We start from the raw sequence: 24,754 nt of genomic DNA, 5'->3' as shown, positions 1-24,754 counted from the left end.
CCGCTGTCAACGATCGCGAACGACCGCCGCGTCGCGGAAGCCCTTGTCCCTGGCCTTGTCGAGCGCGGTGCGCGCTTCGGCGTCGCTGGCGAACGGCCCCACGCGGACCCGCCAAAATTTGCCCGCCTTTGCGACGGTCCCGCCAACCGACTTGGCGGCGGCGGCGGCGCGGGCTTCGGTGCTGAAGGCGCCGACCTGGACCTGATAGGAACCCGCGGCGGCGGTGGGCTTGGCAGGAACGGGCTTGAGGGCCGGTTTGGAAGGCTGCACCGCAAGACGGTCGTCGCCGGGCTTGACCTTGCCCGATGCCACCGGCGGCGCGGGCTGTGCCGCGACAGGCGTCGGCTTAGGCGCGGGCTGGTCCTTGAGCTTCTTGCGCAACACCGCGAGCAGCGAGTCGGGCGTCACGATCCGTTCGGGAACCGCGCGGCCCGCACGAAGCTGCGCGCGTTCGGCCTGCGGCGGGTTCGTTCGGCGCACCCGCACCGCGGCGTTGCCGCCGGTGATGCCGAGCTGTTCGGCGGCGCCGCGCGACAGGTCGATCAGCCGGTCGCCCACCATCGGTCCGCGATCGTTGACGCGGACGAGGATCGTGCGCCCGGTATCGAGCGCGGTCACCTCGACATAGCTCGGCATCGGCAGCGTCTTGTGCGCGGCGGTGATGCCGTCGGGATTGAAAGTCTCGCCATTGGCGGTCGGCTTTCCGGCGAGTTCGTCGCCATACCAGCTCGCATAGCCGACATCGTCGTAATCGGGGATGTCGACGGGCGTGTAAGTGACTCCGGCGATGGTGTAGGGATCGCCAAGCTTGACAGGCGTGTCGCTGACCCGTTCGACCAGCGGCGCGGGCGTCGGGCCCGCGGCCGGCCCGCCCTCGCGCTTGCCATCCATTGCCCCGCATCCCGCAAGCAGCAACGCCGCCCCTGCGATCAGGGCCCCCTCCCTAACGATCGATTTCATCCGCCAGCAACCCCACAGACAGTGCGTAAAAGTTGGAACAATTATAGTCCAATATCGCACGATAGTTGCCAGTCAGCAAATAAGCGGTTTTTCCCGGGCCGTCGGGTTCGAGCAAGGTCGCCTGCACCTGCCCGTCGGGCCAGCGGCCGCTGAGCGTCTGAAAACCGTCGGCGCGCCATTCGGCCATCGAGCGCCAGCGGCTGTAGCGCGCGAAGACGCGCGGGCAGCGCGTCGGCTGCAGGCGGCTCGCCATCGCGGCGCGGTTATAGCCCGCGGGCACCTGCACCGCGACGCCCCATGGCTGCCCCGCCCGCCAGCCGGCGCGGCGCAGATAGGCGCCGATCGATTCGATCGCGTCGGCCTCGCTCGACCAGATGCGCGCGACGCCGTCGCCATCGCCGTCCTCGGCCACTTGCAGATAGACCGAGGGGAGGAATTGCGGATAGCCGAAGGCGCCGGCCCAGCTTCCCTTGAGCACCTCGCGCGGCACGCCCTTTTGCACCATTTCGAGCGTCGCGATAAATTCGGGCTCGAACAAGGTGCGCCGCCGCCCTTCATAGGCGAGCGTCGCCAGCGCCTCGGGCAGGTCGAAATTGCCGGTCACCGCGCCATAGGCGGTTTCGTGACCGAAGATCGCGATCATGATGCTCGTCGGCACCCCGGTGCGCTGCTCGATGCGCGACAGCAGGGGCAGCAGCCGGTCGTGGACGCGCCGCCCGCCGTTGATCCGCGCCGCGTCGACATGCTTCGCCTTATAGGGTGCGAAGGCCGGAATCGGCGTGTTCGGATTCGGCGGCGCGCCGAGATTGTCGCGGTCGAGCGCGATGACGCGGGGATTATAGCGCAATCCTGACGTCACTCGGTCGAAGGTCGCGCGCGAAACCCCGCGCGCCTGAGCTTTCGGCCACAACGACTGGACATAGGCGTCAAATCCCGCGTCGCTCTGTGCGTAGAGCGGGCCCGACATCACCATCGACCAGGCCGAGAGGGTGAAGCCCAGCAGGCTGGAAAGACGACCGATTCTGAAACCTCTAGCGTGCATCATGTCCCACCCCATAGAATCGGATTGAACCAGATGCACGCGGCTTCGCCATCCGCCGCGAGACAGGTCGAGTCATTCGCGCGGCGAACCGAGCCGTCGATCTTTTGCTTGCCGCGGGGGCGCCGCGCGCTATGTCGGCGGCAGTGGACAGGTGGCCGAGTGGTTTAAGGCAGCGGTCTTGAAAACCGCCGTGGGTGCAAGCTCACCGTGGGTTCGAATCCCACCCTGTCCGCCAGGTTTCAATCCCACTCTTTCCCGAACCGTCTCCGAAACCCCAGCTTAGCTGCGGGTTTGAGGGGCGATTCGTATCCCTGTGCGTCCCACATGGTCCAGGCCGACATTTTTGCCAATGTGGGAACAAATTTTATGATCAGAGGGATGAAAAGCACTTCGAATGGGCTCTCGAAGTCCAAGGAAAAACAGCGGCGCGTGAGTCTCGGCGACGGCCTGATGCGCCTCGAACGGCCGGGAGGCACCAGTAGCTGGGTGTGCCGGGTCCAGAGCGACGGCGTGCGCCGCGACTTCGGCCTAGGCAGCTGCCAGAAAGTCAGTCTGGCGCAGGCGCGCGAAATGACGCTGGAAATTCGCAGCCAGATCGAGGCGGGCGTTGACCCGCAAATTGAGCGGCGCAAGCGGCAAGCGGTGCCGACCTTCAAGGACGCCGCCGTCACGACCTACGAGATACATTCGAAGACATGGCGCAACGGCAAGCATCACGCGCAATGGATGCGAACGATGGAGCTTTACGCCTTCCCGCACATCGGAAAATTTAAGGTCGATCAGATCACCGGCCCAATGATCCGCGACCTGCTCGCGGAAATCTGGCTAGCGAAGCCTGAGACGGCGCGCCGCGTCCGTCAGCGGATCGGCGCAGTTCTCGATTGGGCCTACACCCACCGCCATCGGCTGGTCCCGGCTGATCGTGCGCATTGTGTATATCATCGCGTTAATGGCATAGCTTACCCTATTCAGCCTGAATTGTTCTCGTCTGAAATAGCTTGCAGCCAGCTCGGCGTTGGATGGAGTAAATAAGAAAATGTTAGACAATCGCAGCGAACAATGGCAGAAGAGTTGCACGGACTGAATCATGAATTCAGATGCGCGGAGGAACCGTGTGGGTCCGAAATTTAGCGGATGTAATTTGAAAAATTATTTCAAATACATAGGTTTGACTTAATAAAACCACCCTGTCCGCCACCTTCCTTTTCATGCGCGACTTTATCGCAAGCGGCGATTTTGGGGTGGGAAGCGGATATTCCCCTCCCTGAAAGGGAGGGGTTAGGGGTGGGTAGCGAGCGTAGCGAGCAACGCGGAAGAGCGCCGCCTTCGGCGGCCACCCACCCCCGCCCCCTCCCTTGCAGGGAGGGGAGAAGATAGGTCCGCTTCCGGTCGCAACCGGCCATTCAACTCGTCATCGACGAATGTAATCTGGGCGTCGCCCCCTTCCTTACCCCGCATCGTGAAAGATCACGCCCAGCGTGAAGCGCTCGCCGCGGCGGATTTCGCTGACGCCATGGCGCAGCTTGACGCGATAGGGGCCGCGGCTGCCCTGGCGCGGTGCCTCGTTGACCGCGAAGATCACCGCGTCGCCCTGCTCCAGCGGCACGACGTGCGGGCGCGACTGCATCCGTGGGCGCTGTTCGGTGAGAACGAATTCGCCGCCGTCGAAATCCGCGCCCGGCATCGACAGCAGGATCGCGATCTGGAACGGGAAATGGAGTTCGCCATAGAGATCCTGATGCAGGCAATTATAGTCGCCGGTGCCATAGCGAAGGATCAGCGGCGTCGGGCGGGGCTGGCCGGCGAGCGCGCATTGGGCGAGGAAGGTAGCATGGTCGGCGGGATAGGCTGATGTCCGCCCGAGCGTCGCCGCCCAGTCGTTCGCGAGCGCCGCCAGCGGCGGATAGAAGGCCGCGCGCAGGGCCGCGACGGGATCGGGCAGCGGATAGCGATAATAGCGGTATTCGCCGCGGCCGAACCCGTGCCGCTGCATCGAGACTGTGCTGCGATAGAGGGTGTCCGCCGCATAATCGGCCCTGAGCGCGGCGCATCGGGCCGCTGACAGCAGGCCGGGAACAATATGCCAGCCTCTGCCCCCGAGATCGGTTGCGAGCGCTTCCCTATCGAGACCGGCTATACTGCGGGAGATGTCGTGGGTCGGCATGATCGTCTTTCAGTCGAGGCGGATATCGGCCCCTATCCGCGGCACGACGACACTCCGCCCCGTTTCTTGCGATCAAATTTCTTTCAAGGCTGCTCCGCAATGCCTCCGTCTTGAGGTCAGTTCCGGGAATACCCGGTCGACATCAAAAGAGGGATTTCATGCGCACGACCTTGCTGGCCTCCACCTGCCTTGCCGCCGTTCTTTCCACCACCGCTCATGCCGAAACCAGCATCAGCACCGCGACCACCACGCCGGTACGAACTTCGACGGTCAAATCGGGTGCCGCCGACGATGTGAAGATTACCTCGGCGGGATCGGTCAAGCCGGCGAACGGCACCGCGGTCACGATCGACAGCAACAACAAGCTGACCAACGACGGCACGATCCAGATTACCAATTCGGACGGCGCGACCGGCATCTTCGCGAACGGCGGCGTCAGCGGTGCGATCACCAACTCGGCGACCGGCAAGATCATCATCGACGAAAGCTATGCGCCGACCGACATCGACAAGGACGGCGACATCGACGGGCCCTATGCGGTGGGCAGCGGCCGCACCGGCATCGCGACCGGCGGCGCCTTCACCGGCAATATCGTCAACAGCGGCGAGATCACGATCGAGGGTAATAATTCGGCGGGCATCCGCCTCGGCGGGCCGCTGACCGGCAATTTCACCAACGACGGCAAGATTTCGGTGCTTGGCGACAACGCGCTGGGTGTCGGTTTGCAGGACGTGACCGGCAATGTCCGCCTGGCCGGCACGATCACCGCGGTCGGCGAGAATGCGACTGCCGCGCGGCTTGCGGGCAATATCAACGGCGCGCTCGTCGTGCAGGGCACGCTGACGTCGACCGGCTATCGCTATACGACGGCCCCCACCGACCCGTCGAAGCTCGACGCCGACGACCTGCTGATCGGTGGTCCGGCGCTGTCGATCGAAGGCAATGTCACCGGCGGCATCGTCGTCGCGGTGCCCCCGAAGGACACCAAGCCCGACGACAAGGACGAAGACAAGGACGGCATCGAGGATGCCAAGGAAGGATCGGGCGCGATCCAGTCCTATGGCTCGGCGCCCGCGCTTCGCATCGGTTCGGCCAGCCAGGACATCACGATCGGCGCGGTTGCGGGCACCGGAACCGGTCTGGGCCTGATCATCGACGGCACGGTCGTCGGCAACGGCCTCTATGCGGGCAAGGACGCGGCCGCGATCCAACTCGGCGGCATGGGCCGGAACGTGACGATCACTGGTGGCGTCGGGATCAATGGCGGCGTGTCGGCGATCTCGAATGGCGCGTCGGCGACGGCGATCCGCGTCGGCAGCGGTGCGACCACTCCCGAAATCCGCGTCGCGGGCAAGGTCGAGGCATCGGGCGGCAAGGAAGCCTCCGCCATCTCGACCGGCATTCTCGTCGAGGCGGGTGGCGACGTCGCTCTCATCCGCAACAGCGGCGTGATCAGCGCGAAGGCGGCGGGCGATGCCGGCACCGCGCGCGCGATCGTCGATCTGTCGGGCACCGTCGACACGATCGAGAATAGCGGGACGATCAGCGCCACGGGCGCGCTTGCGACCTCGGATCGCAACATCGCGATCGACCTCTCGGCGAACGGCAATGGCGCGACGGTCAAGCAGACCGCGGTCGCCAGCGGCATCGCTGCGCCGAGCATCGTCGGCGACGTCCGCTTCGGCGGCGGCAACGACCTGTTCGACATCGCGGACGGTTCGGTGAAGGGAAACAGCTATTTCGGCGGGGGCGACAATCGCCTGAACCTGTCGGGCGACGCCACTTATGCGGGCAATGCGCGCTTCGGCGCCGGCAACGACACGATGACGCTCGCCGGTACCTCTGTGTTCAGCGGCACGGCCGATTTCGGCGGCGGCAGCGACGCACTGACCATCGGCGGCACGTCGCGCTTTTCGGGCAGCCTCGCCAATTCGCAGGGGCTGGCAGTGTCGGTCGATGGCGGCACCTTCGACGTGAGCGGCGCGGCGTCGATCGCTTCGCTTGCGGTCACCAACAAGGGTGTCCTGGCGGTAACGCTCGACGACGGCAGCACCGGCACCGCGCTGACCGTCGACGGCACTGCCAGTTTCGGCGCGGACTCGAAACTCGCGCTCAAGCTGTCGAGCCTCGAGGAGGCCGAGGGCAACCATATCGTGCTGACCGCCGGGACGCTGACCGGCGCCGATAATCTGACCACCGAATCGACGCTGCTGCCCTTCCTCTACAAGGGCACGCTGAGCTCGAACGCCAATCAGCTCATCGTCAACGTCGCGCGCAAGAGCAGCACCGAACTGGGCCTCAACCGCTCCGAAGCGGGCGCGTTCGATGCGGTGATCGATGCGGTGACCGCCGACCAGAAGGTCGAGGACGTGTTCCTCGGCATCACCAACGGCGACCAGTTCCACAACCAGCTTCGCCAGATGCTGCCCGAGCATGAAGGCGGGGTGTTCGAGACCGTCACCTCGGGCTCGCGCGCGCTGGCGCGGCACCTGCAGGATCCGAACGCGCCGTTCCAGGACGAAGGCAAGTGGCGCTACTGGATCAACCAGGCCGTGTGGGGCACCGCAAAGGGCGTCGGCCAGACCGCGGGCTATAATGTCAGCGGCTGGGGCCTGTCGATGGGTGCCGAGATCAAGAGCGACGTCGGTAATTTCGGCGGCTCGATCGCGTTCCTGAGCGGCAAGGACGGCAACAGCAGCAACGACAATGAAGTGTCGTCGAGCCAGTTCGAAGGGTCGCTCCACTGGCGCCTGCAATCGGACGGATGGCTGGCGAGCGCGCGCGTTTCGGGCGCGCCGATCAGCCTGAAGGGCACGCGCTTCTTCCGCGCCGACGCAGGGGCCGAGGACATCGAGAAGACGATGCGCGGCAAATGGGACGCGACGCTCTATTCGGCGTCGGGCTCGGTCGCCAAGGACGCGCGCCTCGGCGGGCTGACGATCCGCCCCACCGTCGCGGTCGACTATTACAAGCTCAAGGAAGACGGCTATGCCGAATCCGGCGGCGGCGATGCGCTCGACCTGACCGTGCAGGGCCGCAGCAGCGACGAACTGGCGGTGTCGGGAACGGTGGCGCTCGGTCTCCAGTTCGGCGGCACCGACGAATATGACGGCTGGACGCGCTTCGAACTCGAAGGCGGACGGCGCCAGATCGTCGGCGGCTCGCTGGGCGCAACCGTCGCGTCGTTCAAGGACGGCACGCCCTTCACCCTGGTTCCAGAGGATCGCACGAGCGGCTGGGTCGGCCGTTTCCGCGGCATCGCCGGCAATTCGGCCTTTCAGGTCGCCGGCGAAGTGTCTGCGGAAGAACAGCAAAGCCACATCGGCTGGGCGTTCCGTGCGAGCCTGCGGGTCGGCCTTTAATCCCCCACTGGCTGGCCCCGCAGCAAGGGGGAAGCCCCTCCCTACCCCCGCTTCCCCCTTGCTAAGGCTCAAAGGATGAAAAGGAGATGACGATATTTCAGGCCGCTCTTGCCTGCCATGCCGGCCCGGCCATGCCGACGCGGTTGCATGGCGCACGCCGCGCGCTATATGGCGGCAGTATCAGGGGGCCGAACAGCACGCGCCGATTGGGCGCGGGCCGACAGACAATGGCATTCCGCGGCAAGCAATCCATGACCGATGCGAGTGATCGAACCGACGCCGTCCAGGGCATCGAAGGCGTGTTGCTCGCCAACCGCGAGCGCATCGTGCGCTTTCTGGAGGTGCGCGGCGCGGGCGATGCGGCCGAGGATCTGTTTCAGGATTTGTGGATGCGGCTGACCGAACGCGGCATGGGGCCGATTGCCGAACCGCTTGCTTATGTGATGCGCGCGGCGAACAATCTGATGCTCGACCGCTATCGCTCGGCGCGGCAAAGCGCACTGCGCGATGCGGCGTGGAGCGACGCGTCGATCGCCGAAGGTCCATCTGCCGAAACGGCGCTGATTTCGCGCGAGCAACTGGTGCTGGTCGAACAGGCGATCGCGGCGACCGGCGAGCGGCCGGCGCGCATCTTCCGCCGCTTTCGCGTCGACGGCGTCCAGCAGCGCGAGATCGCGGCCGAAATCGGCATCAGCCTGAGCACCGTCGAAGCCGATCTGCGCAAGGTCTATGCCGCGATCGCCCGGACCCGGAGGCAGTTCGATGTTTGACGATGCGAAAACCGCCGCCGAGGCCCGCGCAAGCGACTGGATCATCCGGCAGCGCGACCCCGCGTTCGACGATTGGGACGGCTTCGCCGACTGGCTGGCCGAAGACCCCGGTCATGCCGACCTCTATGACGCGCTCGCGAGCCTCGACCGTGACCTGGATGCCCTGCCGTCCGAGCGGGCGCCTTCGGTGGTGATCCGCCCCGAAACGCCGCGCCGCCCGGCGCGGCGCCTGTGGCTGGGCGGTGCGGTCGCGGCCGCGCTCGTTGCGGTGATCGCATTGCCGCAACTCGGCCTGTTCGATGATGCGAACCGGATCGAGACGGCGGCGGGCGAGCACCGCTCGATCACGCTCGCCGACGGGTCGAGGATCGAGATCAACGGCGCCTCGGTCGTCGAACTCGACAAGGATCGCCCCCGCTTCGCCCGGCTGGAATCGGGCGAAGCGATGTTCCATGTCGTCCACCGTGAAAGCGACCCCTTCCTCGTCGAGGCGGGGGCTGCGCGCATCGTCGACCTCGGCACGGCGTTCAACGTCGTCCGCCGCGACCGCCGGACTTCGGTCGCGGTGTCGGAAGGCGTGGTGCTTTACAACCCCCAGCGCGACAAGGTTCGCGTCGTCGCCGGACAAGCGATCGAGGCCGGCGACGCCGACGCCAAGCCGCCGCAGGTGCATCCCGTCGATGTCGCCAATGTCGGCGGCTGGCGCACCGGGCTGCTCGTCTATAACGACGCGCCGCTCACCACCGTTGCCGAGGATTTGAAGCGTACGGCGGGAATCGAGGTCGCGGTCGCCCCCGGCGCCGAAGGGCAATCCTTCCGCGGTGCGCTGATCATCGACAAGGATCGCGCGCGCACCGTCGCCGATCTGGCCGCACTATCGGGCACGGTTGCCGAACGGCGCGGCAATGGCTGGGTGCTGACACGCTAGCCATGGCGCGCTGGCAAACGTCCCTGCTGGTTCTCGCGTTCGTTGGCCTGCCGGCGCAGGTCGCGGCGGCCGAGGAGCGGGCGTTCAACGTGCCGGGCGGCGCGCTGTCGACGGCGCTGCCGCAGCTCAGCCGGCAGGCGGGCGTCAGCATCAGCGTTGCCGATGCGCGGCTGTGGCAGGCCGACGTCAGGCCGGTGCGCGGGCGCATGGACGTGCAGGACGCGCTGAGCCAGATGTTAGCGGGAACCGACGCCCGTGCGGTGCGGGTCAATGCGACGAGTTGGCGGATCGAGCGTCGCGCGCCGCCCCCGAAAGTCGCGCGGCGCTCCCTGCCGCGTGCCGCGCCACAACCGCGGGCGCGCGAACCGGCGCCGGTCGTTGCGTCGGCGGATGAAGCGATCATCGTCACCGCGAGCAAGACCGACCTTCCCTATTCGCATTTCGCAGGCGTCGCCACCCGGCTGGATGGCGACGATCTGGCGTTCGGCGGCGAGCGTGGAACCGATTCGATCCTGTCGCGCGTTGCGACGATTTCCTCGACCTATCTGGGGGCGGGCCGCAACAAGCTGTTCATCCGCGGCATCGCCGATTCGAGCTTTACCGGTCCGACGCAGGCGACGGTCGGGCAATATCTGGGCGATGTCCGGCTCAGCTACAACGCGCCCGATCCCGACCTCCGCCTCTACGACATCGACAGCGTCGAGGTGCTCGAAGGGCCGCAGGGAACGCTCTATGGCGCGGGATCGCTCGGCGGGATCATCCGTTCGGTCCCCAAGGCGCCCGATCCGCGCGAAACCCGGTTGCAGGCGATCGCCGGGGTTTCGGCAACCCAGCACGGCGACCCCGGCGGCGACATCGCGGGAATCGTCAACGTCCCCGTCGGCGATGGCGGCAGCGCGGTGCGCCTGCTCGGCTATATGCTGACCGACGGCGGCTATATCGATAATCCATTGCTCGGAAAAAATGACGTCAATCGCACCCATATATGGGGCGGCCGCGCCGCCGCTCGGATCGAGGCGGGCGACAATTGGACGATTGACCTCAGCGGTGTCTATCAGGCGATCACGTCCGACGATGCGCAATATGCCGACAAGGATGCGCCGCCGCTGACGCGCAGTTCGCTGGTCGAGCAGAATGCGCGGACGCGCTACGGGCTCGGCACCGTTGTCATTCAGAAGGACTGGGACGGCCTGCATTTCCAGTCGTCGAACGCCGTCGTCAGCCACCGGCTGTTCGAGCGGTTCGACGCCGGAAAGCCGGACGAAGAGCCACGGATACTCGACCAGTATAACCGCACCCGCATGTTCGTCAGCGAAACGCGACTATCGCGCCCCTTCGTCGACGGCTTCGGCTGGGTGATCGGCGCGAGTATCGTCGACAACCGGACTCGCCAACGGCGCCAATATGGCACCACGCTGCTCCGCGCTGCGGTGCCGGGCGTGACCAACGAAATCACCGAATTCACCGGCTATGCCGAGGCGACGCTTGAACTTTTGCCGCATCTGATCGCGTCGGCGGGCGGGCGGATTTCCCATGCGCGTCTCGGCGGCGAAGCCGATAGCGTCCCGCTTGCCATCGCCATGGCCGGACGCGCGACGACCGCGCACCGCACCGAAACCGACCTCCTTCCCTCTTTCTCGCTGCTCGCGACGCCATTCGAGAATCTGCGCCTCTATGCCCGCTATCAGGAGGGATTCCGCCCCGGTGGCCTTGCCATCGACGGCGATTTCGTGCGCCGCTTCCGCAACGATCAGGTGCGGACCTGGGAAGGCGGGGTTCGCTTCGGCGAAAAGGGACGGACGCCGTTCGACGCAAGCCTGTCGGTGTCCCACACACGCTGGCGCGACATTCAGGCGGACTTCATCGACGGCAATGGTTTTCCGACCACCGCCAATATCGGCAACGGTCGGATCACGAGCATTTCGGGTGCGGTTGCCTTCCGTCCGGTCTCCGCGCTCTCCTTCGATCTCGGTGCGGTCTATAACCACAGCCGGGTCGATGAACTGTCGCCACTGGCGATGGCTGCCTTTGCCGACGCCCCTGCCAAGCTGGGGCGCATCCCCAATGTTGCGAGCCATGCGGTGCGAGGGGCGGTGACCTATGTCGCGCCCGTCGGGGCCGATGCCGAGCTACGCGTCAACGGCTGGGCGAATTATATCGGGCCGTCGCGGCTGGGCATCGGGCCGGTGCTCGGCGAGGGTCAGGGGGATTATGTCGATACAGGCCTGGCGCTGCGCTTGGGCACCGAGCATCGCGGCCTGTCGCTGACGCTGACCAATGTGTTCGACGCGCGCGGCAATCGCTTCGCGCTCGGCACGCCGTTCGTCGAGGGCGGCGCGGGGTACATCACCCCGCTCCGCCCCCGGACGATCCGGATTGCCGTGGACGTGGCCTATTAGGCCGCGTCGTCAGTCAGCCAGAGCGATGCGCTCGTAGCGATCCAGGTGATAGTCGGCGCTGCCGAACTGACCCTCGATCATCGTCGCGCGCTTGAAATAATGGCCGATCGCCAATTCCTGCGTGATGCCGATACCACCATGGGTCTGGATCGCATTCTGGCCGACGAACTTGGCGCCGCGTGCGACCTTGCTCTTGGCCGCCGACACCGCCGCCATGCGCTCGTTCGCGGGCAGGTCGAGCTTCAGCGTGCCCATGATCGTCATCGAGCGCGCCTGTTCGACCTCCATGAACATGTCGACCATGCGGTGCTGGAGCACCTGGAACTTCGCGATCGGTACGCCGAACTGCTTGCGCTGCTGCGTATATTCGAGCGTGCCTTCGTGGAGCTTCTGCATCACGCCGGTCGCCTCGGCGCAGACCGCGATGGTCGCTTCGTCGACGATCTGCTCGATCAGCGGCAGGCTGGTTCCCTCGCCGCCGAGCAGTGCGTCGCCGGGGACTGCGACATTCTCGAAATAGATTTCGGACGCGCGGTTGCCGTCGACGGTCGGATAGTCGCGGCGGACGATGCCCGGAAGATTGGCGTCGATCAGGAACAGCGACACGCCGTCCGTGTCGCGCTGGCCGCCGCCGGTGCGCGCGGTGACGAGCAGATGCGTCGCCCACGGCGCGGCATAGACGACGCCCTTGTGGCCGTTCAGCACATAGCCCGCGCCGTCCTTCTTTGCGGTGGTGCGGAGGTTCGCGAGGTCGTAGCGGCCCTGCGGCTCGGCATAGGCGAAAGCGACAATCGCGTTGCCCGCGATGATTTCGGGGATCATCGCATCGGCCTGCGCGCCGCCGACGGCCTTGAGCGCGCCGCCCGCGATGACGACGGTCGGCAGATAGGGCTCGATCGCGATGACCTTGCCCAGTTCCTCCATGATGATCGCATTTTCGAGCGCGCCGCCGCCAAGGCCGCCCTGCTCTTCGCTGAACGCCGCGCCGAGCATCCCCAGTTCCTGCGCGAGCGCGGTCCAGATCGCGGGATCGCGGCCCAGATCGCCATTGATGAACTTCTGGCGCGTTTCGAAATCATAGGTGTCGGCCAGGAAGCGCGACAGCGTGTCGCGGATCATGTCCTGCGTTTCGGTGTAGGTGAAATCCACTATCTTATCCTCTATTCCACCGTCATCCCGGCGAAGGCCGGGATCTCGCCGCCGCATCATGGCGAGAGGTCGAGATTCCGGCCTGCGCCGGAATGACGTCGATTATTCGATCAAAGGCCGAGCACCATCTTCGCGATGATGTTGCGCTGAATCTCGTTCGACCCGCCATAGATCGTCGTCTTGCGGACGTTGAAATAGGTCGGCGCGGCGCGATGGGCATAGTCGGGCCCGATCGGATGCTCGTTGTCGCCCTCCCCGAAACCGCGGAAATAGGGCGCGCCATAATGGCCGACCGCTTCGAGCGTCAGTTCGGTCAGGCGCTGCTGGATTTCGGAGCCCTTGATCTTGAGCAGGCTCGATTCTGGCCCCGGTCCCTTGCCGGCATTGGCGCCGGCGAGGCTGCGCAACTCGGTGAATTCGAGCGCGGTCAGGTCGATTTCGAGTTCGGCCATCTTGCGCTTGAAGAAGGGGTTCGCAAGCAGCGGCTGATCACCGTCGAGTTCGGTGCGCGCGATCGCCTTCACCTTTTCGACCCCGCGCTTCGATGCCGCCACGCCGGCGATGCCGGTGCGTTCGTGCGCGAGGAGGAATTTGGCGCAGGTCCAGCCCTTATTCTCTTCATAGACGCGCTGGTCGACGGGAACGCGGACATCCTCGAGGAAGACCTCGTTCACTTCATGCTCGCCGCCGAGCGTGATGATCGGGCGCACGGTGATGCCGGGCGATTTCATGTCGATGAGGAGGAAGCTAATGCCTTCCTGCTGCTTGGCATCCTTGTCGGTGCGGACGAGGAAGAAGCCCCAGTCGGCATATTGCGCCATCGTCGTCCAGGTCTTTTGCCCGTTGACGACATATTCGTCGCCGTCCCGCACCGCGACGGTGCGCAACGATGCGAGGTCAGAGCCCGAACCGGGTTCCGAATAGCCCTGGCACCACCAATCCTCGCCCGACAGGATACGCGGCAGGAAGCGCGCTTTCTGTTCGGGGGTGCCGAAGGTGTAGATGACCGGGCCGACCATCGCGAGGCCGAAGGGCATCAGGCGGACGCAGTCGGCGCGCGCGGTCTCCTCCGACCAGATGAAGCGCTGCGTCGGCGTCCAGCCGGTGCCGCCATATTCGACCGGCCAGGCGGGCGCGACCCAGCCCTTCTTGTAGAGAATCTTGTGCCAGGCGAGGAAGTCCTCCTTGCTGAGCTCGTCGCCCTCATCCTGTTTGCCGCGCAGGTCGGCGGGGTAATTTTCGGCGATGAACTCGCGCACTTCCTTCTGGAAGGCGAGGTCTTCGGGGCTGAACTCCATGTCCATTATCGATTCTCCCATTGGGTCATGGCGCCCTTATAGGGAGCGCTCACGTTTACGTAAAGGTAAGTTGCAGGCCGCAACGCTTTATGAAAGACTGCGCCGGGCTTTGCGTCTTGTCCAGAGAGACAAGACTATCGCGCGGGAGGGGATGATGAAAAAGAGCTTGCGGGCGCTGACGGCGCTCTTGCTGCTGCTGGCCGTCGCGGCGGGCGCGGCGCTGCTGTTCCAGCGGCCGATCGGCCTTTGGCTCTATCAGCGCGGGCTCGACAGCCAGGCGGGGCGTGACAATCTGGCGAAGCTGCCCGACGGCTTGCATGTCGGGCTGTGCGGCACCGGATCGCCACTGCCCAACCGCGACCGCGCGGGCGCCTGCACCGTGGTGATCGCGGGCAAGGCGATGGTCGTCGTCGATGCCGGCGAAGGCGGCGCGCGCAACATCGCGCTGATGGGCCTGCCCAATGGCAGTAGCCGCGCGCTGTTCCTGACCCATTATCATTCGGACCATATCGACGGCCTCGGCCCGATGATGCTGCTGCGCTGGACGGGCAGCGGCAACACGAGTCCCCTCCCCGTCTATGGCCCGACCGGGGTCGAGGCGGTGGTCGGCGGCTTCGATGCCGCCTATGCCGCCGACAATGGCTATCGCACCGCGCATCACGGCCCGGTGATCACGCCGCCCGAGGCTGCAGGCGCAACGGCGATGCCATTCGCGGTGCCGGCGGGACCGGTGGTGGTCTATGAAGCCGACGGGCTGACGGTCACAGCCTTTCCGGTCGACCACCGCCCGGTCCAGCCCGCGGTCGGTTATCGCTTCGATTACAAGGGGCGCAGCGTCGTGATCAGCGGCGATACCGCCAAGTCGCCGATGGTCGAACGCGTCGCCAAGGGTGCCGACCTGCTGATCCACGAAGCGCTGCAGCCTGAAATGGTGACGATGCTCGCGGCGCGGCTGAAGGCGACGGGGCGACCGCAAACCGCCCAGATCATGCACGATATCCTCGATTATCACGTCAGCCCGGCACAGGCCGCCGAAAGCGCCGAGGCCGCACATGTGAAGATGCTGGTGCTCACCCACATCGTGCCGCCCTATCCGGGGCGCTATCTCGATGCAGCGTTTCTCGATGGCGCGAAGAGCAAGTTCGACGGGCCGCTGATCATCGGCGAGGACGGCGACAGCTATTCGCTTCCGGCCGGAAGCAAGGCGATCACGCGCGGGAACTGGTTTTAAGGAATCCCTCGTCATTGCGAGCGCAGCGAAGCAATCCAGAGCGGTTCCCGCCTACTCTGGATTGCTTCGCTGCGCTCGCAATGACGATTCCAATTGAAGTTAACCTGCCTTGGTCACCACCACCACCGCGCCTTCGCTGGCGTAGGCACCGCGCCGCTCGGCCATCGCCAGCGTGACCGGCAGCGCCGTGCCTTCGCGCGTCACCAATGCGGAGATCAGGCGTGCTGGGGCGCCGGTGCGGAACAGGGTTTCAAGGGCATCGAGAAAGGCCGCGCGCTCCCCCATCGCGATCATCGCCGAAAAGCGCACGCGGCGGATCGCGATGGGATCGACGCCGACCATCGCGGTCAGCGCCCCGTTCGCATCCTCGATTGCCTCGCGGACCGAAATCGAAGCGCGGCCGATGGCGCCATGCGCTTCGGCCGCATCGACGAAGGCGCGCCGCGTATCGCCTACCCTCTGCTCGTCCATAGCGGCGCTGATGTCGCGCAGGAGGATCGCGCCACCGACCGGGAGCGGCACTAGTTCGACGCGCAGCCATTGGCGCGGCCGCAGCAATCCTGGCACGTCGCCCGCGAAGCGCTCGCGATGGTCGAGCAGCCGGTTGACATGCGCGAGCAGCAGATGGCTGGCGAGCGCGGGCACGGCGTCGGCGAGCGGGCGGCCAATCAGCTCTGCCGCTGCGGTTTCGAGCATGTCCGATGCCGCTGGATTGACCGCGGCGATCCGGCGCTCGCGGTCGATGAGGAGCACCGCGTCGCGGATCGATTCGACCAGATCGGCGAGCGAGTCCCGCAGCGACGACGAGGGCATATCCGCGTCGCCGAGACGGCGATAATCGTCGAGCGAGATCAGCACATGGGCATCCTTGCCGTGATGGGTGACGACCACCGGCCGCCGCGCCGCCTGTAACCGCCAGTTGCCGAAGCCGCGGATGAAATCCGCCGCCGATACGCGCTGCGTTTCTCCGGTCCTTGCCACGCTCGCCTCCCCTCGAAGCCCTTCGTCTCCTTATGGGCAGAGAACGGACCCGATGGCCGCAAAACCGATCCGGATCGACGCCGATATGGGGTCAGACGAGCTTCGCGCGGCCACAGCGTAGCGCATTCACCCGCGCGTCGGCCTCGCCGACATGGACGCCGAGCGTTTCGGTCAACCCCTCCAGCACCCCGTCGAGCACCGGCGCCGCGATGCCCAGCGCCTCGCCGACAACTCCCGACAGCGCGTTGAGGCCGAGCCCCAGACCCAGGACATTGACCTTGAGGTCGATCCGGTCGGCGAGCGACTTGGCCGCACCCGCGACAAGGCCGCTGCTTTCGACGGTCTTGACCGTGCCGTCGTCGATGTCGTCGCGCGTGAAGCGTGCGGGCTTTTCGTTGAGGTCGGAGAGGACCAGTTCGGCCTTCCCCTCGACGTTGGCGAGCGGCAGCTTGACGAGCTTGACCGGCGTGGGATCGAGCGGGCGCTGCATATTCTGGAAATCGCTGTCGGCGACCGACCCGATGGCGAGCTTCGCGGGCGAAGTCGTGATGCCGAGCGTCACCGCGTCGCTGTCCCCCGCGAAGCAATCGATGTCGGTGATCCGCGCCGACGCCGACCCCAATTCGGCGTAGACCGGAATCTCGACGCTCGCGAGCGGAAGCGCGACTTTGGTCACCATCTTCAGCCGCACCTGTGCGGTGCGTACGATGACCTGCTGCGTGTCGGTGATCGCGATCAGGGGCGAGTCCGCGGGCGGTTCGCCGATGAGCAAGGCAATATCGACCCCCGATCCGCCGGGCAGATTGCTGGCGACCGACAGATCGACCTGACGGTTCGCATTGGCGAGCAGCAGCATCGAGCGCAGCAGGCTGAGCGCGTTGACCTTGACCGGATTCGCTTCGTCGATGCGGATGCTCGACGACCGTGGGCCGAGGTCGACCGCGCGTGAAGGAAAGAGGGTTTTCGGCACCGCCTTGGTCGCGAGCGCGCTAAGCGCCGTGGCTGCCTGCCCGTCGCTCGCCGCCGCGAGCGCCGACAGTATCTGCGGCAGCGTCGCCTGCGTGTCGAGCGTCTGGCCGAAGGTCAGCACATTGGCGCCGAGCTCGGTCCGCAGCGCGTCGGAGAAAGCGAGCAGATCGACGTCAGCACTTGCGAGGGCGTTGTAATCCATTACCGACAGATTGACCTGGCTGCCGGTCAGCGCCGACAGCAACGCGTTCGGCACTCCGCCGTGGAGCGCCGCGACGCGCGAGCCGAGCGAAAAGGCGGCATAGCCCCGCCGCGCCGCTGTGGCCGAAGCGCCAATGACTGTTTCGTCGCGGCCGGTCACGAAGCGGCCGAAGAACATTGGCCGGTCGCGGGTCAGCACGATGCGGACCGCGTTCGGCGCGCCGCCCCCTGCCGTGAAGCGCTGTTCGGCGGGAACGTCAGGATCGGGCTGATACGTGCCGGTCGTCAGCGACGCGATAGCGATGGCGCAATTGCAGTTGGCGGCGATGATTCGCTCGGCCGCCGCGCGTTCCTGGCCGGGTCGCCCGGCTGCGGCGAGCGCGGCGGCGTCGGCGATCCCTTGCAGTTTGCGGCGATCGAGGGTGAAGGAGCCGAAATCGACCGCAAGCGCAGCCGCGCCGATCAGCATCGTGAGCGCGAAAGCGGAGGCGATGCTGATGCCGGCGCGTCGGTCTTTCAGAAGGGTGCGGAAGAACGCCATGTCAGTCCACCGGAAGCTCAAAGGTCGCGCGGGCGCGGATGACGTTGCCCGGCGAAGGGACGAAGGAGGAGCGGATGAGGCTGGTAGCGGGGACATTATAGGTGACGGCGACGGTTACCGCGTCGCTGGTCTCGCTCACCGCGACATTGCGCGTGGCGGGGGTGAAGCCCGCGATCGCCTGCATGCTGCGGTCGACGGCGCGGGTCGCGATCGCGCTGCGGTCGGCGGCATCTAGCCCGACGATCGCGGCGCGGGCGCCGTCGTTCGCCGCTTGCTGGACGCTGTGCGCGAGCAGGAAATATTGGCCATAGACCAATATGCCCATGAGGAGCGCGAGGAAGAGCGGCAGCACGAGCGCCATCTCGACCATCGCGGCCGCCCGCTCGCTTCGCGCCAGACGGGCGGGAAGCGAACGAGCGGACCGCTGCAAGGGATCGGGAGCCATCATCCGCCCAGCATGGCGCGGGGCGATGAAGGCGGGGTCGAAGCGGCTGCGCGTCGATTTTGCAGATTTTACAGAAGGAGCGCGGCGTGCGAGGCTCGCAACTCCGTGCCTCCTGCCGGAACGTTAACGGCCCCGGCAGGCGGCGCGTGGAAAATCCGTCATTCGGCGGACTGCTGCGCCTCCAGCTTGTCCTGGGTGCGGAGGTCGAAATCGGAGGCGTCGTGGCGTTCGCGAAGCTGGCTCGCCGGGTCGCCCACCACCCGGTTGACCATCCGTCCGCGCTTCACCGCGGGACGCGCCGCGAGCTGGTCGGTCCAGCGCTGGACATTACGATAGTCCTGCACCTGCAGAAACTCGCCCGCGTCATAGACGAGGCCTTTCGCGAGCGCACCATACCAAGGCCAGATCGCCATGTCGGCGATCGTATAGTCGGACCCCGCGATATATTCGCTTGTCGCGAGCTGCCGGTCGAGCACGTCGAGCTGGCGCTTCACTTCCATCGCGTATCGGTTGATCGGATATTCCTGCTTGAACGGCGCATAGGCATAGAAATGGCCGAAGCCGCCGCCCAGGAAGGGGGCGCTTCCCATCTGCCACATCAGCCACGATAGCGTTTCGGCGCGCTGCGCGGGATCGGTGGGGAGGAAGGCGCCGAATTTCTCGGCAAGATGGATCAGGATCGCCCCCGATTCGAAGACGCGGATCGGCGCCGGCCCGCTGCGGTCGATAAGCGCGGGGATCTTGCTGTTCGGATTGGCGCCGACGAAACCGCTCGAAAACTGGTCGCCCTCGCCGATGTTGATCAGCCACGCATCATATTCGGCGCCGCCATGCCCGGCCGCGAGCAGTTCCTCGAGCATCACCGTGACCTTCACCCCATTGGGCGTGCCGAGCGAATAGAGTTGCAGCGGATGCTGGCCGATCGGCAGCTCCTTGTCGTGCGTCGGACCGGCGACGGGGCGGTTGATGTTGGCAAAGCGACCCCCGCTTTCCTTGTCCCAGGTCCAGATCTTCGGCGGCACATATTCGGCTTGATCGGTCATCGGGAACTCCTGAGCTAAATCTATACTGACCGGTATCTAATGCTGCGAGGTGTCGCCGTCCAGCACCGGCGGCTCAAATAATATTTTGCGCCCGCAAAGCCGAAATCGCTTCGGCGTCGTAACCGAGTTCGGCGAGGATCGCGTCGCTATGCTCGCCGACCTGCGGCGCACGTGTGGGCGCGGACCTGGCGCTGGCCGACAGGCGGATCGGGGTGCGGATCATCGGCACCTCCTTCACCGCGCCCGGATAGGCGACCGGCTCGACCAGCCCCATCGCGGCGACCTGCGGCTGCGCCAAGGCTTCATGGGGGCGCAGGACCGGCGCGGCGGGAACGCGCGCGGCGGCAAGCGCGGCGATCGCCTCGGCGCTCGTCCGGCCGATGCACCACTGCTGCATGATGATGCTGAGCTCTTCGCCATTGTCGCCGCGCAATATGTCGCTGGCGTAGCGCGGATCCTCGACGAGTTCGGGACGGCCGACCAGGTCCGCCCAGCGCGCGAAGATGCCGCCACCGACGATTTGCGTGACGATCCAGCCGTCGCGGGTGCGGAACAGGTCGGTCGGCGCCGAACTGTAGCTGCGATTACCGATCGGCTGGCGCTCGATCCCGTTCAGCGCATGATCGATGGTGAGCGCATTGGTCATCGCGAGCGCAGTGCCGAGCAGCGATCCCGAAACGCATTGCCCCTTCCCCGTCGTCTCGCGCTCGCGCAGCGCGATCAGGACGCCGAAGGCGGTGTGCAGCGCGGTGCCGAAATCGACATAATTGACCTGCGCGCGATACGGCTGATCGGGCGTGCCGGTGAGATGCACCGCCCCCGACATCGCCTGACCGACCGCGTCGAACCCGACATTCTTCGCGAGCGGCCCCTCGCTGCCGAAAGCCGAAGCGGTCGCGAGGATGATGCGCGGATTGATCGCCGACAGGCTGCCGTGATCGAGCCCCAGCCTGACGAGCGCATCGTGCGGCAGGTTCGCGACGACGACGTCGGCGGTTTCGACGAGGCGGCGGACGATCTCGCGCCCCTCGGGACTGCCGGGCTTCAGCGTCAGGCAGCGCTTGGCACGGTTCATCTGCATGAACATCGCACCCGATCCGTCCTCGGCGACCGGCACGGTGAAGCGGTCGTCGTTGCCGCCCGGTGCCTCGATGCGGATGACATCGGCGCCGTAATCGGCGAGCAGCGCCGCGCAATAGGGGCCGGCGATATAGCGGCCGAAATCGAGCACCCTTATTCCGGTCAGCGGCACGCGTCGTTTCTCCCCGATGTTTTTCCATCGGCTAGCAGCCGCGCGCCGACGCTGCCAAGCGCCTTTGCGCCGCAATCCCCCTTTATCGGCGGGGCAAGGATCGCGCGCGGTGAAAATGTGACGAGAGGCTTGCAAGACGCGCGAGCGGTCGCTAGGGGGCTCTCCTCTCAGCGAGGAGAGTTGGCTGAGTGGTCGAAAGCGTCGCACTCGAAATGCGAAGTGCCGGCAACGGTACCGAGGGTTCGAATCCCTCACTCTCCTCCATTTTCCTGTTTTCAAACATCTCGGCCATTTGAAAAAAACCCAGGTTTCCCTGGGCTTTTTCGAGATAGTTCGGATTCCGCCTGCGGTCAGCCGTTCTCGGCGCTCGGATGATAGCGCTTGACGCGGCGCAAGGTGTTGCGGTCGGTGTGGTGCATCTCCGCGCCGGTGGCGGCGAGTTTCAGCATCAGGTCCGACGTATAGCTGAGCGTTCCATCGTCGTTGATCGTGAAATTGCTCTTGAAATCGCGGATTTCGGCGCGTTCGAGCAGATATTTGTTCTGCAATATGCCGTAGCAGGGTTGGCCCGGCGCGGCGTCGAAGGTCAGGACCTTGTCGTCGGGCTTGGCGCTGCTGCCCGCGAGGATGGCGATGCCGCGTCCGAACACCACCGTGCGCATCACTTCGCCATGAACCTTGTCCCACAGCAGGAAGCCGATCTCGTCGTGGAAAGGGTCCATCGCCTCTTCGCCGTGACGCCATGCGGTCATGCTGTAATTCAGGCCCCACAGCGTTTGCTGGCCGTTTTCCTGCATCGGGATCGGCTTGAACGACGCCTTTTCGAAATAAGTGGTCTCGGTCGTCCAGTCGTCCTTGTTGTGATAGGACAGATCGACCCCGACATCGCCCTCCCATTCCCCGACGAGCGGCGTCAACGGACCCAGTTTACGCGAATAGGCAATATCGTTGGGCATCGCGGCCTTCTCCCTCTCTCCTCATCGATCGAGGGATGCTAACATCGGGCCGCGCGTGATAACCAACTAAAGATTTTCAATCGTGTGACCATTTTCTTGCATATGTCGCGACACAGGCTTGCCCCAGCGCTGCGTTTCAAAACAGCGCTGGAGGCCCTGCGAAAGCAGGTCGTCACCTGATGGTGACGAACGAAGGGGCGGCCACGGCCGCGACGACCGCGCCGACAACCAGGAACAAGATGATCGCCACGACGATCACAACCGCCGTATAGCCGAGCGCCTTGTCCTCCGGCGCTTTCATCAGCACCGGCAGGCCCAGATAGAGAAGATAGAGGCCATAGAGCGCGAAGAGCATTCCGATGATGGCGAGCGCCGGGACCAGCCCGAAGATGCCGCCTACCCAGCCCGCGGTTCCGGCATAGGCCGCGACCTTCAATGCCTGGGTCTGGTCTTTCTGTCCGCCGAAGCTCGGCGCCAGGCCGTCGATGACGAGCGCGAGAAGGAACACGCTCGCGAGCGTCAGGCCATAGGACAGCACCGCCGAGATGAGCGCACCAGCCAGCGGCGGATGGTAGGTCACGCCCAGAAAGGTGATTCCGAAGACCTGCCCGCCGACGAGCCCGGCGAGCGGACCGATTGCGGCCAATAGCAGCACATAGGGGACGTAGATCGATTGAACCGTCGCCGGCTCGGCCGCAATGACGGGCCAGGTCTCCTTCGGCTTGAGGAGGATATCCTTCGCGCGCTGAAAAAGGCCGGATGTCGCGGGCGGAAGAGGATTTGGTGCGTCGGTCATGGCAATACGTCTCCCTGTATGCAGGCGGCCCGTGCCCGATCCGGTCACGCGAAAGGCCGAAAGGTCATGCTAGCCCTGTCGGCCAGCGCATCTGTAACCGCGATCACAGCCCGAATTCGGCTTACTGCGGCCCCGGCGGAGTGTAACGGACTTGAACCGTGCGTAAATAGCCATAGATTGAGGATATGACGTCAGAAACCTCCCCCGATTTCCGCGACCCGAATCCGCGCCGTGCGGCCGCGCCGCTGATCGAACGCGCGCGCTTCGCGCCGGGCGATATCGTGCGGCACCGCATGTTCGACTTTCGGGGCGTCGTTTTCGACGTCGATCCGGTCTTCGCGAACAGCGACGAATGGTATGAAGCGATCCCGGAAGCGATCCGACCGGCCAAGGAACAACCCTATTACCACCTTCTCGCCGAGAGCGAGGATTCGGCCTATATCGCCTATGTCAGCCAGCAGAATCTGGTGATCGACGGCGAGCATGGTCCGGTCGACCATCCGCAGGTCGACGCGATGTTCGACGGGCTGGTGCAGGGGCGTTACCGCGTCCGCCCGATCCACCGTCACTAGGGATCGGGCTTTGCGGGAGGCTTGTCAGGCCTTCAGCTTCCACCCCGAAGTCAGCAGGCGATAGGTCAGCGCGCCGAGCGCAGCGTTGACCGCGATCAGCGTGACCGTCGCGGTCAGCACCGGATGTGCGATCGTCGAATCGACCGTGCCGATGAAGCCGTAGCGAAAGCCCATGATTGCATAATAGACGGGATTCGCGTGCGCGACGCCCTGAAACCAGGGCGCGAGCCGGTCGACCGAGTAAAAGGTGCCCGACAGCAGCGCGAGCGGCGTCACGACGAAATTGGTGACCGCAGCGGCATGATCGAATTTCTCGGCCCAGATCGAGGTGATCAGGCCGAGGAAGCTCAGCATCATCGCGCCGAGCAGCCCGAACAGCGCGACCGCCCACAGATGGTCGGGATCGACGTGGACGCCGGGCCAGAGGAGCATCGCGACCCACAGCGCCAGACCGACGAGCACCGCGCGGGTGATCGCGGCGCCGATCAGCGCGATGATCAGCTCCCCCACCGCCAGCGGGGGCATCAGATAATCGACGATCGTACCCTGGATCTTGCCGACCAGCAGCGAAAAGCTGGAATTGGCGAAACTGTTCTGCAGCATCGCCATCATGATCAGGCCGGGCGCGACGAAATCGGCGAAGGGAACGCCGATGACCTTGCGCCCCGCGCCGCCGAGCGCGACGGTGAAGATGACGAGAAACAGCAAGGTCGTGACCGCCGGGGCCCAGATAGTTTGCAGCTGGACCTTGAAAAATCGCCGCACCTCCTTGACATATAGCGCCTGCATCGCCGGAACGTTGAGCGTCCGGATTTGCGGGACGCCGGGTTCGGCGAAAGCCGGGACCGCGGCGGAATTGGCCGAGTCGGGATGCGAAATTTGGGGCTGGTCGTTCATGGCGTTCTCGCCTATCGCCTCCCCGATCTTACCGCAAGCTGGGCAGTGACGGCGCCGGTCCTTCGGGATCGCCGGCTGGCGAGCAGCGTGGAATGATAAGGAACGAAACGAATGTCATGGACCGATGAGCGCATCGAGCAACTGCGCAGCATGTGGGAGAAGGGCCTGACCGCCAGCCAGATCGCCGACGAACTGGGCGGGGTCAGCCGTAATGCCGTGATCGGCAAGGCCCACCGCCTGGGCCTGAAATCGCGCCCGTCGCCGGTGAAGGCGACCGAAAAGGTCGTGAAGGCGCCCAAGCCTGCCACGCCGAAACCGGCCGCGCCCGTCGCCGCCCCGCGCGCGGCGGCGCCCGCTTTCCCGCGTCCGGCGACCCCGCCGCGGGCCGAGCCGAAGCCGGCGGTCGAGCCGCGCCCCGCGGCCGAAGCCGACGCCGCCGAAGCGCCGCCGAAGCCCGATGCGCCGCGGATCGTGTCGATCGGCCCGGGCGGTTTCATCCGTCAGGGGCCGGGCGACCAACAGGCGCCGATCCCGCCCGCGCCGCCGCGTCGGCTGGTGCCCGCAAAGCCCAGCCCCGAAATCGCCGACAAGACGAGCCTGCTCGACCTCAACGACCGCATCTGCCGCTGGCCGATGGGGCACCCGGGCGAGCCCGACTTCCATTTCTGCGGCGAAGCGGTGAATCCGGGCTTCCCCTATTGCGTCGAGCATTGCGGCCGCGCCTATCAGGCGCAGCTTCCGCGCGGCACGCGCCGCCCGCCCCCGCCCCCGCCCTTCGGCGGGCCCCGAGTTCGTTAA

At 65.7% G+C, this 24,754-nt stretch carries 21 protein-coding genes and 2 tRNA genes; 10 read left to right on the top strand and 13 right to left on the bottom strand.

The window, feature by feature from the left end:
- Nucleotides 1-6 precede the first annotated feature (6 nt).
- Both NP825_RS07945 and NP825_RS07940 read right to left on the bottom strand, forming a co-directional pair.
- A complete protein-coding gene (locus NP825_RS07945; protein ID WP_374046545.1) occupies nt 7-960 on the bottom strand; it encodes a septal ring lytic transglycosylase RlpA family protein in 954 nt (317 codons plus the stop codon).
- Complete coding sequence (locus NP825_RS07940) at nt 944-1,933, bottom strand: lytic transglycosylase domain-containing protein (RefSeq protein WP_257551331.1); 990 nt, start codon at nt 1,931-1,933, stop codon at nt 944-946. Before NP825_RS07940 ends, NP825_RS07945 begins: the two co-directional genes overlap by 17 nt.
- A gap of 214 nt (nt 1,934-2,147) precedes the next feature.
- On the opposite strand from NP825_RS07940, the gene NP825_RS07935 reads away from it, so the two are divergent.
- Together NP825_RS07935 and NP825_RS07930 are read left to right on the top strand one after the other, a co-directional pair.
- A tRNA-Ser gene (locus NP825_RS07935) sits at nt 2,148-2,237 on the top strand.
- Between the two features lie 143 nt (nt 2,238-2,380).
- Entirely contained in the window at nt 2,381-3,034 is a 654-nt protein-coding gene (locus NP825_RS07930) for a DUF4102 domain-containing protein (RefSeq protein ID WP_257550163.1), read from the top strand.
- A gap of 415 nt (nt 3,035-3,449) precedes the next feature.
- Here NP825_RS07930 and NP825_RS07925 read toward each other — a convergent pair whose 3' ends face one another.
- Nucleotides 3,450-4,166: a 2OG-Fe(II) oxygenase gene (locus tag NP825_RS07925; RefSeq protein WP_257550162.1), complete on the bottom strand. Its 717-nt coding sequence runs from the start codon at nt 4,164-4,166 to the stop codon at nt 3,450-3,452.
- Between the two features lie 158 nt (nt 4,167-4,324).
- On the opposite strand from NP825_RS07925, the gene NP825_RS07920 reads away from it, so the two are divergent.
- The 4 genes from NP825_RS07920 to NP825_RS07905 all read left to right on the top strand — a co-directional run bounded on the left by NP825_RS07920 (nt 4,325) and on the right by NP825_RS07905 (nt 11,625).
- On the top strand, nt 4,325-7,528 hold the full coding sequence (locus NP825_RS07920; protein ID WP_257550161.1) for an autotransporter domain-containing protein: 3,204 nt from the start codon (nt 4,325-4,327) through the stop codon (nt 7,526-7,528).
- 86 nt (nt 7,529-7,614) lie between these two features.
- The gene (locus tag NP825_RS07915; protein WP_306998747.1) at nt 7,615-8,298 is read left to right on the top strand and encodes an RNA polymerase sigma factor; all 684 of its coding nucleotides are present in this window, start codon (nt 7,615-7,617) and stop codon (nt 8,296-8,298) included.
- Nucleotides 8,291-9,226 (top strand): FecR family protein, encoded by a 936-nt coding sequence (locus NP825_RS07910; protein ID WP_257550160.1) that lies wholly within the window; start codon nt 8,291-8,293, stop codon nt 9,224-9,226. Before NP825_RS07915 ends, NP825_RS07910 begins: the two co-directional genes overlap by 8 nt.
- 2 nt (nt 9,227-9,228) lie before the next feature.
- On the top strand, nt 9,229-11,625 hold the full coding sequence (locus NP825_RS07905; protein WP_257550159.1) for a TonB-dependent receptor: 2,397 nt from the start codon (nt 9,229-9,231) through the stop codon (nt 11,623-11,625).
- Between the two features lie 9 nt (nt 11,626-11,634).
- Here NP825_RS07905 and NP825_RS07900 read toward each other — a convergent pair whose 3' ends face one another.
- Both NP825_RS07900 and NP825_RS07895 read right to left on the bottom strand, forming a co-directional pair.
- On the bottom strand, nt 11,635-12,774 hold the full coding sequence (locus tag NP825_RS07900; protein WP_257550158.1) for an acyl-CoA dehydrogenase family protein: 1,140 nt from the start codon (nt 12,772-12,774) through the stop codon (nt 11,635-11,637).
- A gap of 110 nt (nt 12,775-12,884) precedes the next feature.
- The gene (locus NP825_RS07895) at nt 12,885-14,078 is read right to left on the bottom strand and encodes an acyl-CoA dehydrogenase family protein (protein WP_257550157.1); all 1,194 of its coding nucleotides are present in this window, start codon (nt 14,076-14,078) and stop codon (nt 12,885-12,887) included.
- A gap of 148 nt (nt 14,079-14,226) precedes the next feature.
- Between NP825_RS07895 and NP825_RS07890 the strand changes: the two genes are divergently transcribed.
- The gene (locus tag NP825_RS07890) at nt 14,227-15,303 is read left to right on the top strand and encodes an MBL fold metallo-hydrolase (protein ID WP_257550155.1); all 1,077 of its coding nucleotides are present in this window, start codon (nt 14,227-14,229) and stop codon (nt 15,301-15,303) included.
- 99 nt (nt 15,304-15,402) lie between these two features.
- Here NP825_RS07890 and NP825_RS07885 read toward each other — a convergent pair whose 3' ends face one another.
- From NP825_RS07885 to NP825_RS07865, 5 genes are all read right to left on the bottom strand, one after another.
- Entirely contained in the window at nt 15,403-16,284 is an 882-nt protein-coding gene (locus NP825_RS07885; protein ID WP_257550153.1) for a PAS domain-containing protein, read from the bottom strand.
- Nucleotides 16,285-16,375: 91 nt separating this feature from the next.
- Nucleotides 16,376-17,995: a TadG family pilus assembly protein gene (locus tag NP825_RS07880; protein WP_257550151.1), complete on the bottom strand. Its 1,620-nt coding sequence runs from the start codon at nt 17,993-17,995 to the stop codon at nt 16,376-16,378.
- 1 nt (nt 17,996) lies between these two features.
- Complete coding sequence (locus tag NP825_RS07875) at nt 17,997-18,425, bottom strand: TadE/TadG family type IV pilus assembly protein (RefSeq protein WP_257550148.1); 429 nt, start codon at nt 18,423-18,425, stop codon at nt 17,997-17,999.
- 173 nt (nt 18,426-18,598) lie between these two features.
- Nucleotides 18,599-19,483 (bottom strand): glutathione-dependent disulfide-bond oxidoreductase, encoded by an 885-nt coding sequence (gene yghU / locus NP825_RS07870; RefSeq protein ID WP_257550146.1) that lies wholly within the window; start codon nt 19,481-19,483, stop codon nt 18,599-18,601.
- A 73-nt stretch (nt 19,484-19,556) separates the two neighbouring features.
- Nucleotides 19,557-20,735, bottom strand: a complete 1,179-nt coding sequence (locus tag NP825_RS07865; RefSeq protein WP_257550143.1) for a CaiB/BaiF CoA-transferase family protein — start codon at nt 20,733-20,735, stop codon at nt 19,557-19,559.
- A 174-nt stretch (nt 20,736-20,909) separates the two neighbouring features.
- Between NP825_RS07865 and NP825_RS07860 the strand changes: the two genes are divergently transcribed.
- Nucleotides 20,910-20,999 (top strand) — tRNA-Ser (locus NP825_RS07860).
- A gap of 86 nt (nt 21,000-21,085) precedes the next feature.
- On the opposite strand, the gene NP825_RS07855 is transcribed toward NP825_RS07860, so the two are convergent.
- Complete coding sequence (locus NP825_RS07855) at nt 21,086-21,691, bottom strand: FABP family protein (protein ID WP_257550141.1); 606 nt, start codon at nt 21,689-21,691, stop codon at nt 21,086-21,088.
- A gap of 172 nt (nt 21,692-21,863) precedes the next feature.
- On the bottom strand, nt 21,864-22,487 hold the full coding sequence (locus tag NP825_RS07850) for a Yip1 family protein (protein WP_257550139.1): 624 nt from the start codon (nt 22,485-22,487) through the stop codon (nt 21,864-21,866).
- A 185-nt stretch (nt 22,488-22,672) separates the two neighbouring features.
- On the opposite strand from NP825_RS07850, the gene hspQ reads away from it, so the two are divergent.
- A complete protein-coding gene (hspQ, locus tag NP825_RS07845) occupies nt 22,673-23,059 on the top strand; it encodes a heat shock protein HspQ (RefSeq protein WP_257550137.1) in 387 nt (128 codons plus the stop codon).
- 24 nt (nt 23,060-23,083) lie between these two features.
- Here hspQ and NP825_RS07840 read toward each other — a convergent pair whose 3' ends face one another.
- Nucleotides 23,084-23,956 carry an ABC transporter permease gene (locus NP825_RS07840; protein WP_257550135.1) on the bottom strand — a complete coding sequence of 291 codons (873 nt, stop codon included), beginning with the start codon at nt 23,954-23,956 and terminating at the stop codon, nt 23,084-23,086.
- 111 nt (nt 23,957-24,067) lie between these two features.
- Between NP825_RS07840 and NP825_RS07835 the strand changes: the two genes are divergently transcribed.
- Nucleotides 24,068-24,754 (top strand): GcrA family cell cycle regulator, encoded by a 687-nt coding sequence (locus NP825_RS07835; RefSeq protein WP_257550133.1) that lies wholly within the window; start codon nt 24,068-24,070, stop codon nt 24,752-24,754.

Origin of the sequence: Sphingopyxis sp. DBS4, from assembly GCF_024628865.1 — a bacterium.
In the GTDB taxonomy this organism is placed as follows: Bacteria; Pseudomonadota; Alphaproteobacteria; order Sphingomonadales; family Sphingomonadaceae; genus Sphingopyxis.
This window is presented reverse-complemented; position numbering and strand designations above follow the sequence as displayed.

Coding starts and splice junctions, on each gene's coding strand:
- NP825_RS07910 (WP_257550160.1), top strand. CDS start 8,291: ATGTTTGACGATGCGAAAACCGCCGCCGAGGCCCGCGCAAGCGACTGG.
- NP825_RS07905 (WP_257550159.1), top strand. CDS start 9,229: ATGGCGCGCTGGCAAACGTCCCTGCTGGTTCTCGCGTTCGTTGGCCTG.
- yghU (WP_257550146.1), bottom strand. CDS start 19,483: ATGACCGATCAAGCCGAATATGTGCCGCCGAAGATCTGGACCTGGGAC.
- NP825_RS07925 (WP_257550162.1), bottom strand. CDS start 4,166: ATGCCGACCCACGACATCTCCCGCAGTATAGCCGGTCTCGATAGGGAA.
- NP825_RS07940 (WP_257551331.1), bottom strand. CDS start 1,933: ATGGTGATGTCGGGCCCGCTCTACGCACAGAGCGACGCGGGATTTGAC.
- NP825_RS07915 (WP_306998747.1), top strand. CDS start 7,615: ATGACGATATTTCAGGCCGCTCTTGCCTGCCATGCCGGCCCGGCCATG.
- NP825_RS07945 (WP_374046545.1), bottom strand. CDS start 960: ATGAAATCGATCGTTAGGGAGGGGGCCCTGATCGCAGGGGCGGCGTTG.
- NP825_RS07855 (WP_257550141.1), bottom strand. CDS start 21,691: ATGCCCAACGATATTGCCTATTCGCGTAAACTGGGTCCGTTGACGCCG.
- NP825_RS07840 (WP_257550135.1), bottom strand. CDS start 23,956: ATGAACGACCAGCCCCAAATTTCGCATCCCGACTCGGCCAATTCCGCC.
- hspQ (WP_257550137.1), top strand. CDS start 22,673: ATGACGTCAGAAACCTCCCCCGATTTCCGCGACCCGAATCCGCGCCGT.
- NP825_RS07920 (WP_257550161.1), top strand. CDS start 4,325: ATGCGCACGACCTTGCTGGCCTCCACCTGCCTTGCCGCCGTTCTTTCC.
- NP825_RS07890 (WP_257550155.1), top strand. CDS start 14,227: ATGAAAAAGAGCTTGCGGGCGCTGACGGCGCTCTTGCTGCTGCTGGCC.
- NP825_RS07850 (WP_257550139.1), bottom strand. CDS start 22,487: ATGACCGACGCACCAAATCCTCTTCCGCCCGCGACATCCGGCCTTTTT.
- NP825_RS07880 (WP_257550151.1), bottom strand. CDS start 17,995: ATGGCGTTCTTCCGCACCCTTCTGAAAGACCGACGCGCCGGCATCAGC.
- NP825_RS07930 (WP_257550163.1), top strand. CDS start 2,381: ATGAAAAGCACTTCGAATGGGCTCTCGAAGTCCAAGGAAAAACAGCGG.
- NP825_RS07835 (WP_257550133.1), top strand. CDS start 24,068: ATGTCATGGACCGATGAGCGCATCGAGCAACTGCGCAGCATGTGGGAG.
- NP825_RS07895 (WP_257550157.1), bottom strand. CDS start 14,078: ATGGACATGGAGTTCAGCCCCGAAGACCTCGCCTTCCAGAAGGAAGTG.